General features: G+C 35.3%; 10 protein-coding genes, 1 pseudogene and 1 other annotated feature. Of the genes and pseudogenes, 10 read left to right on the top strand and 1 reads right to left on the bottom strand.

Features of this window, described 5'->3' with window-relative positions; translation table 11 throughout:
* Positions 1-331: 331 nt before the first annotated feature.
* Positions 332-601, top strand: a binding site (T-box leader).
* 93 nt (positions 602-694) lie between these two features.
* The 7 genes from QGM71_RS07315 to QGM71_RS07285 all read left to right on the top strand — a co-directional run bounded on the left by QGM71_RS07315 (position 695) and on the right by QGM71_RS07285 (position 9612).
* Positions 695-1552 carry an SAM hydrolase/SAM-dependent halogenase family protein gene (locus tag QGM71_RS07315; protein WP_327606866.1) on the top strand — a complete coding sequence of 286 codons (858 nt, stop codon included), beginning with the start codon at positions 695-697 and terminating at the stop codon, positions 1550-1552.
* Between the two features lie 62 nt (positions 1553-1614).
* The gene (locus QGM71_RS07310; protein WP_327606865.1) at positions 1615-2169 is read left to right on the top strand and encodes an ECF-type riboflavin transporter substrate-binding protein; all 555 of its coding nucleotides are present in this window, start codon (positions 1615-1617) and stop codon (positions 2167-2169) included.
* A gap of 39 nt (positions 2170-2208) precedes the next feature.
* Positions 2209-3921 carry an ABC transporter ATP-binding protein gene (locus QGM71_RS07305; protein WP_327606864.1) on the top strand — a complete coding sequence of 571 codons (1713 nt, stop codon included), beginning with the start codon at positions 2209-2211 and terminating at the stop codon, positions 3919-3921.
* A complete protein-coding gene (locus tag QGM71_RS07300; protein ID WP_327606863.1) occupies positions 3912-4739 on the top strand; it encodes an energy-coupling factor transporter transmembrane component T family protein in 828 nt (275 codons plus the stop codon). Before QGM71_RS07305 ends, QGM71_RS07300 begins: the two co-directional genes overlap by 10 nt.
* 498 nt (positions 4740-5237) lie before the next feature.
* Complete coding sequence (locus tag QGM71_RS07295) at positions 5238-5921, top strand: hypothetical protein (protein WP_327606862.1); 684 nt, start codon at positions 5238-5240, stop codon at positions 5919-5921.
* 209 nt (positions 5922-6130) lie between these two features.
* Positions 6131-7114, top strand: coding sequence for a Gfo/Idh/MocA family protein (locus QGM71_RS07290; protein WP_327606861.1), 984 nt, complete (start codon positions 6131-6133; stop codon positions 7112-7114).
* Between the two features lie 11 nt (positions 7115-7125).
* Positions 7126-9612 (top strand): tetratricopeptide repeat protein, encoded by a 2487-nt coding sequence (locus QGM71_RS07285; protein ID WP_327606860.1) that lies wholly within the window; start codon positions 7126-7128, stop codon positions 9610-9612.
* Positions 9613-9988: 376 nt separating this feature from the next.
* Here QGM71_RS07285 and QGM71_RS07280 read toward each other — a convergent pair.
* Positions 9989-10156, bottom strand: a pseudogene (locus QGM71_RS07280) (transposase); the annotation flags it as partial.
* Between the two features lie 435 nt (positions 10157-10591).
* On the opposite strand from QGM71_RS07280, the gene QGM71_RS07275 reads away from it, so the two are divergent.
* The 3 genes from QGM71_RS07275 to QGM71_RS07265 all read left to right on the top strand — a co-directional run bounded on the left by QGM71_RS07275 (position 10592) and on the right by QGM71_RS07265 (position 13737).
* Entirely contained in the window at positions 10592-11587 is a 996-nt protein-coding gene (locus QGM71_RS07275; protein ID WP_327606859.1) for a Bug family tripartite tricarboxylate transporter substrate binding protein, read from the top strand.
* Between the two features lie 84 nt (positions 11588-11671).
* Positions 11672-12136, top strand: coding sequence for a tripartite tricarboxylate transporter TctB family protein (locus QGM71_RS07270; RefSeq protein WP_327606858.1), 465 nt, complete (start codon positions 11672-11674; stop codon positions 12134-12136).
* 80 nt (positions 12137-12216) lie between these two features.
* Positions 12217-13737, top strand: a complete 1521-nt coding sequence (locus QGM71_RS07265) for a tripartite tricarboxylate transporter permease (protein ID WP_327606857.1) — start codon at positions 12217-12219, stop codon at positions 13735-13737.
* The last annotated feature ends 12 nt before the right edge of the window (positions 13738-13749 follow it).

Genomic DNA, 13749 nt, shown 5'->3' with positions numbered 1-13749 from the left:
TCTTGGGTACATTTAATGGTTAAAGAAGATACAAAAACAAATTTAACGTTTGAGGAAATAAAGTAATTTAGAGCAAACTATTCCCAATCAAGACACAATATTGAACAAATCCAACTAAACGGAAGCGACAATGGCTAAACATACCAAAGCATTTAAGCAATCAATCATTAGCAGAAGGATGCCGCCACAAAATGAAGCTTGGATATATGTAGCCTAATTAGTCAATATTTAGTGGTCCTGCAAGTAATTTTTATTTTTCTAAAAAAATTACTTGCTTTTTAAAAAACGGTTACGTATAATAACTTTAATAAGAAATTGAATATAATTTTCTGAAAAGACGTTGAAGAGAAAAAGTAGGGTTTAGCTATTTTTTACAGAAAGCTTCGGTAGCTGAGAAGAAGTATAAATAGGAATCTGAACAATGGCCTCTGAGTCTCGTGCTGAACGTATCGCTGGATACTATTAGGTTACGACGAGATTTGGTACTCGTTATCCATACCACAGTATAAAGAGTCTATTGGCTTTCGTACTTGATGAGGCTGTATGTGTGAGCATGCAGTAAAGTAAGGTGGTACCACGTTTATCCAACCACGTCCTTATCGTTTATTCGGTAAGGGCGTGGTTTTTTGTTTCCAACTTTACTTGAGTAAACAGAAGAAGCAACTATAAAACAGAAAAAATGAGGAGGATTTACATGAGTAAAAATTTGGTTTTACAATCAGACTTTGGACTTGGTGATGGGGCAGTAAGTGCCATGTATGGGGTGGCAATTTCTGTTGATCCGTCAATTAGGATATTCGATCTGACCCATGAAATACCACAGTATAATATTTGGGAGGCTTCCTATCGTCTTTATCAAACAATTACGTATTGGCCTGATGAAACTGTGTTTGTTTCTGTTGTGGACCCGGGGGTAGGCACTTCCCGTCTAAGTGTGGTAGTAAAAACAATTGATAATCAATATATTATTACACCTGATAATGGAACATTAACACATATAAAGCAGGATATAGGAATTGTGGAAGCTCGAATCATTGATGAGGAAGTCAACCGCCTGCCAAAGTCAGGGGAATCGTATACATTTCATGGTCGCGATGTTTATACTTATACTGCTGGAAGGCTGGCTGCAAATGTCATTTCATTTGAAGAGGTGGGACCTCTTATTGAAGTAGATGACATTGTTGAATTATTAAAACCAGAAGCATCTATCGATCAAGGGAAAATTAACGGAAACATTGATATTCTTGATATACGATTTGGTAACTTATGGACGAATATAAACCGTGAGTTATTCATACAAGCAGCTTTTGAATACGGTGATTCTCTTGAAGTGACAATAGCAAATAATACACACCAGGTATATAAAAATATTATGACCTATGGGCGTTCTTTTGCGGACAGCCATTTAGGAGAGCCACTCTTATATGTAAATTCACTGGATAAATTAGGTGTAGCAATTAATCAGGGCTCATTTGCAAAAGCATATCATATTGAGACAGGTGCTAATTGGAAAATTATTATTCGGAAAGTTCCGAAATTTAGTAGTAATTAAACTATTAGCTCGCTACTATAATAATATAATAAAAAAATAATAATTTAAAGGGGAATGTAAAAATGAGAAATGGTGGTCTATCTATTAAAACTATTGTTGCTATTGGAATTGGATCTGCTGTATTTGCAATTCTGGCTAAATTTGCAGCGATACCTACCGGGATACCGAATACTACAGTTCAAACAGCGTATGCATTTTTGGCATTAATGGCTGTGGTTTTTGGACCTATTGCAGGTGCGCTAATTGGTTTTATCGGTCATGTTTTGAATGATGCATTGTCTTACGGTTCTGTTTGGTGGAGCTGGGTACTTGTTTCATTAATTGTCGGCTTTGGTATTGGATTAATATCCAATAAAATAAATATAGAGGCTGGAACTTTTGGAACAAAACAAATTATACAATTTAATATTACACAAGCAATAACGCAGAGCGTTGGCTGGTTCCTCATTGCACCTACATTGGATATATGGATTTATGCGGAGCCTGCAAATAAAGTCTACTTACAAGGAATTGTTGCAGGTGTATCGAACATATTAACAGTTGGTATTATTGGAACAATCCTGCTGATTACATACGCTAAAACACGTAGTCAGACTGGTAGTTTAACTAAAGAATAAGTAATTTTGTTAAGATTTGGAATTCAAGGAGTTCTTGATATGAAGAAGCCAGTTATTCAATTTGAAAATTTTACATTCAAACATAGAAGTCAAGTTAATCCTACACTTTATGATATAAATTTAACCATATATGAAGGGGAAAAAGTCTTGATAGTCGGACCATCAGGTTCTGGAAAAAGTACACTAGCTCATTGTATTAATGGGCTGGTCCCTTTCTCATATAAAGGGGATATAGAAGGAAGTCTGAAGATAAATAGCCAAGAAACAAAGAATCTTGATATCTTTACGTTATCTAAGATAGTTGGAACTATTCTGCAAGATCCGGATGGCCAATTTATTGGTTTGTCGGTTGGAGAGGATATTGCTTTTGCATTAGAAAATGATTGTGTTCCAAAAGAACAGATGCATAAACAAGCTGCATCTGTATCTAGATTGGTTGATATGAACGATTATTTAGATTCTTCACTACATGATCTCTCTGGAGGACAAAAACAACGTGTTTCTCTGGCGGGTGTTATGGTTGATAATGTGGATATTCTACTATTTGATGAACCACTGGCAAATCTTGATCCTGCAACGGGTGAAAATGCTATACGTTTAATCGACCGTGTTCAGGAAGATACAGACACAACCGTAATTATTATTGAGCATCGGCTTGAGGATGTTTTATATTGTCATGTTGATCGTATAATCGTTATAGATGACGGCAGGGTAGTGAGTGATTCTACTCCTGACGAGCTTCTAGCTTCATCGGTTTTGGAATCCAGTAATATCCGGGAGCCTTTATACGTGAAGGCGATAAAATACGCTGGATGTGAGGTGACAGCTGAAATCAGGCCAGCTCACCTGGATACGTTAGCAATCGAGGTATGTAAGGATAATCTATTTAAATGGTTTGAATCAATCAAACCGAGTACTCATTATGTAAAATCATCCTCAGTATTAGAGTTGAAAGATGTCACATTTGGATATATGAAAAGAAAAGAAACGATAAAAAATGTTAGCTTTTCAATTGGTAAAGGAGAAATGTTAAGTATTGTTGGTAGAAATGGAGCTGGAAAATCAACGCTATCGAAGTTAATTTGTGGCTTTGAAAAAGTAAATTCAGGAAGCATCATTTTCAATAATAAAGACATTACTAATGATACGATTAGTCAGCGTTCGGAGCGAATTGGAATGGTGATGCAAAATCCCAACCAGATGATTTCAAAGCACATGATTTTTGATGAAGTGGGGTTAGGACTTGTGACGCGCGGAGTATCGAAAGAAGAAATTAAAGAACGTGTTGAAGAAACGTTGAAGATTTGCGGTTTATATCCATTTCGAAATTGGCCAATCTCAGCATTGAGTTTTGGACAAAAGAAGCGAGTGACGATTGCATCTATTCTAGTATTAAATCCTGAAGTTCTTATCCTTGATGAGCCAACTGCAGGACAAGATTTCCGTCATTATACGGAGATTATGGAGTTCCTAGTCCAATTAAATCAGCAAGGTGTTACTATTATTATGATAACTCATGACATGCATTTAATGCAGGAATACACGCCAAGGGCAATTGTTATTGCAGACGGTGAAGTAATCGCTGATGAATCTGCTGTAAATGTCCTAACCGATGAATCAGTTATCCATCAGGCAAATTTAAAGAAGACATCATTATACGAATTGGCTGTACGAGCAGAAATTGATGAATCAAGAGAGTTTGTTGCCCGGTTTATTGCCTTCGATAAGGAGGTTCGAAAGAAATGGCAATAGAGATGCTTTCCTATATTGAGCGAAAAACACCAGTCCATTATTTATCGGGGGTTACGAAACTTATAATTTTTATGATGTGGTCAACTGCAGCCATGCTTACGTATGATACACGGGTCTTACTATTTTTATTTGTAATGAGTATAATCATCTTTATTATTTCAAAAACAAAGATTCGTGATATTGCATTTGTTCTTATTTTCATTCTAATTTTTTTAGTGATAAACAATATAGCCATTTATATTTTCTCGCCACAAGAGGGTGTAAAGCTATACGGTTCGAGCCATGTATTGTTTGAAATTGCAGGTAGATATAATGTGACATGGGAGCAGTTGTTTTACCAGTTTAATATCACGCTGAAGTACTTTGTTGTGATACCCGCTGCATTGCTTTTTATTGTTACTACGCATCCCAGTGAATTTGCCTCATCGTTAAATCGAATTGGTGTAAATTATAAGGTTGCCTATTCTGTTTCATTGGCATTACGTTTTATTCCAGATATTCAACGAGACTTTCGTACGATTGCTCAATCTCAACAAGCGCGTGGTATTGATTTATCCAAGAACGAAAAACTAGTTACAAGGATCAAAAATTTCGCTTCCATTATTTTTCCATTAATTTTTTCCAGCTTAGAAAAAATTGAAATGATTAGTAATGCGATGGTATTAAGAGGTTTCAGCAAGAATAAAAAACGGACATGGTATAATGAAAAGCCTTTTAGACGCTCTGATTACATAATAATTATTGTAGGCGCCTTACTATTAACAGGTTCACTCATTATTACCTTTTACGATGGCAGCCGCTTTTATAATCCTTTTTAGGTGTCACTTTCCAGTTTTTATCATATTTTGTTGAATAGGGCCGCTGGTTTAAAAAATTGTTAGAGTGCAGTGTGCACACTATTATATGCCTTGGTTCCCGCAGGTACAGGTTTCTTGTTCCATTTTTAAGATTGGGCCAGTGAACTATTCCCCTCTGTCCCTTCTCGGTTTCGTGGAGTTTCTTATATTTCAATTACATTAATGACTTCATATAAATCAATATCATTCAGATCAGAGATAGGTAAAACTCTTTAACTCTCTATAGTATAGAAATATAATTATTTTATTTTAATACATTGGAGTAGATCTTAGAAACATTATCTTTCTTTATATATTAAATTAAAGATAATTAATCGCTAGATGGTTTTGGTTTCCCAAAATGGACGGGAGTCTGCACTCCCGTTTTTTTGATGCAGAAAATATAGTATTATGAATAATTTTTATGGTAAAATAGAGGCGGTTATTTATACCTAGATAAAGAAGGAGATAGAGAAGAGAATGAGAAAAAAAGGGGTATTTTTTGTATTGTTTTTAGTATTATTTTTACTGGCAGCCTGTGGAGGGCAAGCAGAAAGGGATTTTAAAGATGCCCAGTGGGGAATGACGATGGATGAGGTTATTCAACTCGAAGAATCCAATAGTAATTCGTTATATGAAGAGGATTCAAGTTCATATGGTGGTGGCATGGAGCTCAGATATGACGATATGTTCATCAATGGGAAAGAAGCTGATGTAGTTTATACATTTTACCGTGAAGTGGATAACTATAGTGTGATTTTTCCAGAAACCTTCTACAAAGGCGGCGTGGAGTTTTTTAATAAATTGAGTGATGATTCGCTAAGCGATGAAGAATATGAACAATTGAATGATGAATTTGAAAAGAAGAATAAAGCAAACATTGAAAAGATAGAAAATATGCCGGATACGTTTGTATTTGATGACTACCTTTTAATAGAAGGAGATTACTATTTTAGAAATTTGGATGAAAAAGATAGTGAAGAGCTTCTGGAATCATTAATGGATACATACGGAGAGCCGCCATATGAAAATGAAGGTTATTACAGATGGTACACAGGAAGAACAGAGATCTACTTCAACGGTGAGGACTATATATCCTATACAGCCGACTATCTGGCTATAGAGAAATATATAAAAACAAATTCCGGTGTGAGTGATTTGTAGGTGCACTTCCCGGTTTTGTGATGACTTATTGGGACACTGGCAGTTAGCCAATTCATTTCCATTCTGGTCATAATTCATTTTGAGTTCTTTTCGATAGTTATTATTTATTTCGGGGTCATTACTGGCATCCAGTACTACTAAGAGGGATTTTTTTTCAGGCCCTCAATTTTCCTTAGTAACATTTAGAATAAATAGTAGGAGGTGGATCAATGGGTACGCCTGTGAAAATTGGTGTCATAGGATTAGGTCACATTGCGAGGGATCAGATGAAAGCTTTAGCAAAAGTAGAACAGTATGAAATCGCTGCCGTATGTGATAGTGATAGAAATAAGGAAAAACAATTTCATTTAGAAGTTCCTTTTTATGATGACTATCAGGACCTTCTTGCTGAAAATTTAGATGCTGTACTGATCTCTACACCAAATTTAACACACTATGAGATTTGTAAGTATGCTCTCTTAAAAGGTAAACATGTTTTACTAGAGAAACCTGCTGTTCCTAGTACTGAACTATTGCGTAAGTTGAAACATATATCAGAAGAGCAAAATGTTATCTTTTCCATAGCTTACCATGCTTCTTTTGCAAAAGATTTATTGTGGTTTTTAGAGGAATATAAAACAAACGGGATAGAGAAATTTGGTCCGATAACTGGTTTTCACTGTAAATTTTATGATCCTTATCTGATCAACGGTGATTTGCAGACTCATGCCATTAGTCTACAGGGAAGCTGGATTGATAGCGGTATTAATGCATTAAGCGTTTTAGAAAAGTTGTTGCCAATTCAACATGTACATATAGTAGATAGTCGACTAAGTGAAATTAAGGGAATTCCATGTAAAGAGGTCCAAGGAAGTGTTGACTTTACTTTTCCAATTCAAGGCACAAGAAAAATTGGAAGGGGACAAATTGATACAAATTGGACTTTAGGAAAAAACAGTAAACAAACCATATTATATTTTGATGATACAAATCAATCTATTATTCTCGAACATTCAAAACAGCAAGTTATAAAGGTAGATCCGGATCAAACTACTTCTGTATTACAGGATTTTTCGAATGAGAATACCCGCTTAGTCAATCATTATGATGGCGTTTTTAATGAGTTTTATAATCATTTGAGTAATGGAACGAATAATCTTCCTATGTCTCTACGATTACATCGGCTTTTATATGCACCGTATTCATTAACTTAAGGGGGCGCGGCATGTCATTAAGTAAATTTAAAAAACCAGGGAACTTCCAAGCTGTAAGAAAGTTTACTGATCGAGTAGAGCCAACAAAAGTATTCAACTCTTCTGTTGATGGATTACTCAATGAATCAGATCAATTCAAGGTGCTTGTATACTATGGCTTTGGTGGTATCGGCAAAACAAAATTATTAAATGAATTAAAAGAATTAGTACATAGAAAAACCTCAGATGAAAATATCAAAGATGTACATTCTGTTTTTATCAGCTTAGACTCGTTTGAGTTCAATTCTCCGACAGACATACTTTTAGCAATAAGAAATCAATTAAAAGTCCCAGCTATTTTGTTTGACTACGCATTGGTAAAGTATTGGTCAGCAATCGGGAAATCGTCCATTGATATTAAAAAAAGATTACGTGAAGACAGTCCGGTTTGGGGCGTTCTTGATTATGGATCGAATTTAAGCGGTGGAGTCATACCAGTAGGATTAATTTCCAAGTCTTTTTCAAGTTTGCAAGATAAATATTATGCTACATTTTCCAAGTATAAATTTGAAATTGAACAGATTAATAGTACAGATCCAATGAAATTATGGGAAATGCTCCCCTACTTTCTTGGATTAGCTATTGAAGACGCTTATGAAAAGAAAGGCATAAAACATATATTTTACTTTGATGCTTATGAAACAATGCTTAGGAAGCTTGAAGATAAAGCTATTTCTCAATCACCTGAAGAATGGATAAAGGAATTAATTGGTGCCAGTGAGAAAGGGCTATTTTTGATTGGTAGTCGAGAATATATTAAATGGGGAGAACAGAACCCAGAGTGGTCAAATTACTTAGATCAGCATATTTTAGGAAGATTAAGTGAGATAGATGCTGCATATTATTTAAATTCTGTTCCAATAGTAGAACAAGATATTAGAAATGGAATTATAAAGTCCGCGAAGGGTGTTCCTTTGTATCTTGATTTATGTGTAACGATTTATGAAACTAAAAAAGCCAAAGGGAAAAAATTGAACGCAGAAGACTTTAATATCGCTGAACATGAAGTGATTGAAAGGTTCCTCAGACATTTGTCGAAGCAAGAGCAAGAGCTGGTCAAGCTGCTTTCTGTAATGGGTATTTTTGATTACGATTACTTTAAAAATATAATTCAAGCATTCTCTATAGGCTATCCAACGTCAATGTTTACAGACTTTGTAGAAAAATCGATAGTAAGTAAAATTGACGAAAATGTAAAATTATATAAATTAGATGAAAGTATCAACACCTATATTTTGAAAAAAATGGACATTGATGTCGTGGAAGAAGTTTTGGATGAAGCATTGGAGTATATTCTGAAAAATTCACGTAACTATTCCGATGACGTACTTTTAAAATTATATGGGAGAGTATGTAATATACAACACTTGATTGAATTTCCTTCTCTTTCTTATGTAGAAAAGTTTGTTCAAGCATCTTTTTATTTCATTGAAAGAGGGAATTGGGTTGATGTTGGTAACCTTGTTCAAGAAAATGGTACGAAGCAAAAATCTGACAAACTAATTAATGCGAGTAATCTAATTAAGTCCGTATTTTGGAGAAGAACGAAGGATCTTGATTTTGCTTTGGAAATTTTAAATTCTGTTCACATGACCAGAGAATATTTTGGTGAAGTTTATACAGTAGCTTTATTTCAAAAGGCAAATATCATACGACTATCAGGTGACTATAATAAAGCAAATGACCTTTATAACCAACTACTAGCTATTATTCAAAAGAAAGAAGGAAACAGTTCTTTTTTTATAAAGGTTCAAAGACAATATGCGGACTTAAAGTTTTTGCAGGGTGACTTTCAAAAAGCGCTAAAAATGCTTCAAGAATTACTGAAACACGATGTTAGTCCCATCGAGCTTGCTGAAACGCATCGAATAATAGGTCACATTTATCGTTTTAATTGGTTTTTTAAAGAAGCTGAGAATGAATATAAGAAAGCACTAGAGATTGCAAAACAATCTAACCTTATAGGCTTGGAAGGCAAAGTATATACGAACCTGATTGAAACCTTATGTTGGCAAAGACCAAAAGAGGGTTTGAGCTATCTTGAAAAGGCTACTGAAATACATGAGATGTTAGATTCAACGATAGAATTAGGAAAAGTCTATGCAGCAGCTGCAGTTTGTTATCGTAAGGAAGACCAAAATAAAAGTGTTCATTATGCAAATGAGTCTATAAAAATGCAAGAAAAGGTAGGTTATAAATCAGGTGTCTTATTCGGTGTTGTCGCAAAGGGAATTCTTTCAATTAGAGAAGAAAGCAGCCATAATGTGGAGGAATACCAGGGGAAAATAGTGAAAATGACTGATGAGTTACAAGTATATTCTTTTCTGCAACTACCATTCTTAATTAAGCTCAATAAACAAGTGGAGTTGCGTGATCTAATACAAAACATAAAGTTGCTCGAACCAGAAACGACTCTAGCAACTATTGAAATGTTTTTAGAAGGAGAAGTGGTGAAATAGGATGGAGGTGGGGGCTTCCCTGCCTTGTAGAAGCTGTTAGTTCAATGGAGAGTTTTCATTGAATCTGGCAGCTTTTTTTAATTCGGAAATACAGGCAAATTAAACAATTAAAAATGTACAGATTATCATTGACATTTACAAACTGATGAATAAGGGCTATATAAAAAGTAACAACTTAATGTGGAAGCGGGGGACTGGCACAATAACTCCTTTATAGATTTTATGTTATTGAGGGAGTTACCCATCTCAAAATAGTTAATATAGTGGACCCAAACGTAAATCCCTAGGGACATAATACCTAAACACATAATTTTTCAAGCTAGAGTCACAATTTTCTTTAATCACTGAGTGGCGGTTTTTTCTTATAAATTTGGACTCACTGGAGCTCTTTCCAGAAGAAATCCCTATACACGAAACTTGAGGATAAATTGAAGTAAAGGGATCGTCCAGACTTTACTAATATGATGGAAACTAAAATGATCCTTGTTCGTAGGGTTTCTATTTGCATATTCTTTTGTTCGTCTGGAAAACAAAGCAGCTGGAGTAAACTTAAAATTCAATTTAGACAAGGGAGTAGTCTGCCCAAAAATCGTCTATTTTCAAACTTTCATTTTAAAAACAATTTTCAAACAGCCAAATTGCCGAGATGTTTTTCAATGGAACAGGAAAATATGAATTCTGGATTTTATCAATGATCTAACTATCCATGTGTGAATAATTCAGCTTATTTATAATTGTAATTAAATTTTAAAAATTGTAAATACCTGTAGACAAAGTGAAAATGATTCTATATAATAATACAAAATGAAGGGATATATATATGTATATACTTATTATTGTAGTTAAAACTAATTAATGACTATCATATTGGTAAGGTTGTGTGTTGTTATAAGTAAAGCGGAGGTGGAATTATTCGGCTAGTGTTTACGCTTATAATTTTGTAAGCGATTACTTTACTAAATTTAGGAGGAAATTAATAATGATGAAAAAAATCAACTTTCTATTACTCGTACTATTATTAATAATTGTTGCAGGCTGTAGTTCATCAGCTGGGTCAACTGAATCAAATGATTCTGAAACGGCATCTTCAGGGGATTATCCAAAACAACAAATTAAAATGATTATTCCTTATGGACCTGGTGGTGCAACTGATATTATATTCCGTTTAATTGCCTCGCATGCAGAACAGTATTTAGGGCAAACGATTGTGCCAGTTAATATGGAAGGTGCAAGTTCTACAAATGGGTCAAGACAGGTAAAAAATTCTACCCCAGATGGATATACGATTCTTGCAAGCCATGATGTTATACACACAGCCCATCTTGCTGGAGTTGTAGATTATTCTTTCGATGCATTCGAACCGATTGCATTACTTACGCAAACACCGAACATTCTAACTGTTCACGCCGATTCAGGTTGGAAAGACATTAATGGATTTTTGGACTATGTAAAGTCAAATCCTGGAGAGGTAAAATATAGTCATTATCCTGGTACAACGGATCACTTCTTTATAGCTCAGTTGATGGATGCGGCGGGCCTTGAGGAAGATGAAATTAAATTGATTGGTTATGAAGGCACGGGTGAACAAATTAACGCTTTACTGGCTAAACAAATTGACAGTGCAATGACAAACTATACATCAGGTCAAGCTTATTTTGGAAATGAGTTTGTACCTTTAGGTGTTGCATATGAAGAAAAATTGGAAGGTATACCAAATATCCCTACTTTTGCAGAACAAGGCATTGATATGGAAAATGCAACAAGTCGAGGAATATTCGCACCAGAAGGAACTCCTGAAGAGGTGATTATAAAAATTGAAGAAGCATTTCAAAAGGCTCTAGATGATCCTGAGGTCCAAGAACAAATAGCAGAACTTGGGTCAATTGTTTACTTTAAACCCCATGACGAATATAAGTCATGGCTTGATGATTTACAGGAGAGATTGGATAATCTAGCTAAAAATATGGATTTCTAGTTTGGTTAAACAGAAAGCTAACGAGCTAATGGTGGACATGCCCTTCATTAGCTTTTCATTACAACACGGAGGGAGGAAGAGATCATGGTGAAAAATCGCATACTTTCAATTTGCACCCTTATCGTCTGTCTAGTCATGTATATGGAGACGTTTAAGTTTGGTGAAAAAACAAGTGTACAGGTGGTTAGTCCTGCTGCGTATCCGAGGTTTCTTTTATATTTCATTGCTGGTTTTTCAATTTTTATATTGATTCAATCCTTTTTTACAAAGACTGATAAAAATCAAGCTATAGTTTTTAACTTTAAGAAATTTTGGAATAAATACAGAGAGATTATACTTTTGTTTCTGTTTTTCGGTTTTTACGTATTTCTACTCTCATCGAACGTCGGCTTTATTATTTCAACGTTACTATTCATGTTTGCTAGTCAGGCTTTACTGATGGGTTTGAAGAGGCTCAAATCTGTTATTACCAATATCTCTGTAACAACGGTATTAACATTCTTCGTTTATTTTACCTTTACAGAAATGCTCAGTATTATGCTGCCATAAACAAGGGATATATTTTTAATTACAGTAAAAAAGAGATCTGTATGTAAACTTGTAAGTAACTGGAGAGAGGAGAGTGAATTGTGGATAATTTCTTTTTATTGGCTACACAGGAAATTTTAAATTGGAGTGTTTTGTCACTTATTATAATAGGTACTATTTGTGGAATTATCTCCGGAGCAATACCCGGTTTTACAGTTACTATGGGAATTGTTCTTGCTTTTCCATTTACATTTGCGATGGATGCCATTAGCGGGCTAGCTTTGATGAGTGCTGTGCTAGTTGGTGGATATTCAGGTGGTCTAATTTCTGGTATTATGCTTGGAATACCTGGGACGCCTTCTTCCATTACTACAATATATGATGGATATCCAATGGCTAAAAGGGGAGAACCAGGAAGAGCTTTAGGCATAGGTGTTGCTTCATCATTCATAGGAACGATATTAAGTGTTTTCGTTCTTACAACAATAGGACCCCTTGTAGCTAGATTCAGTTTAAATTTCGGTCCTTGGGAAATAGCTACCTTAATTCTTTTTGCCTTGACTTTGGTGGGCAGTCTATCCGAAGGAGCAATGATCAAAGGTCTAATGTCAGGGGCGATAGGCCTATTAATTGCTACTACTGGTGTCAGTGCATGGGGGCAGGTTCGTTTTAACTTTGGCTTTGAAGCTCTAACCGCTGGATTTCAACTTTTGCCGGTTTTGATAGGTGCCTTTGCTTTTTCGCAAATGCTGGAGAATATCGAACAAATGAAAGAAAATAAAAAGCAAGGCAACGAAGCAAAGAAGGTAAATATGAATGTACATATCCCGTACGCTTTAATCATAAAAGATGTGTGGAAACAAAAGTTAAACATCTTACGGTCAAGTCTGATTGGAAGTCTGATTGGTGCTATTCCAGCAGCTGGGGGGACGGCAGCCAATTTTGTCAGCTATGACCAGGCAAAAAAGTTTTCAAAAAATCCGGAGAGATTTGGGAAAGGGGATCCGGCAGGAGTAGCTGCATCAGAGTCATCGAATAATGCTGTTGTTGGCGGTGCCTTTATACCAACTTTGACTCTAGGTATACCTGGAAATGTTCCAATGGCGATTATGATGGGTGTGCTAATTTTGCACGGAATAACACCAGGTCCGATGCTATTCAGTACACAACCTGTGTTAGTGGGAAGCATTTATGTCAGTTTACTTGTAGCTGCCATAGTCCTGGTTATTGTAATGTTCTTCTTAATTAGAGTATTTACCAAAATTGCTCAAGTTCCACAGTCTATTCTCGTTCCTACAGTATTAATGTTAGCTGCTGTAGGGTCATTCGCCTTAAATAATAGCCTATTTGATATCTGGACTCTATTTATTTTTGGTATCGTAGGGTATTTGTTATCAAAAGGGGGAGTTCCGTTAGCCCCACTTGTACTTGGGTTGGTGCTAGGGTCTGAGTTTGAAAAGAATTTGTTTAGAGCTTTGGAATTGTCTCCGGAGTGGACTGCTTTTTTAACTAGGCCAATATCTGGGACCATGGTTATTCTAATGGTAGCTTCTATAATATTTGCAATTTGGCAAAGTTATAAAGTTAAGAAAAAAATGGAGAAAAAAGATAAAGTAGCTTAATAGTATGGATAA

It is taken from the genome of Virgibacillus tibetensis, from assembly GCF_036026595.1.
GTDB lineage: Bacteria > Bacillota > Bacilli > Bacillales > Amphibacillaceae > Virgibacillus_P > Virgibacillus_P tibetensis.
This window is presented reverse-complemented; position numbering and strand designations above follow the sequence as displayed.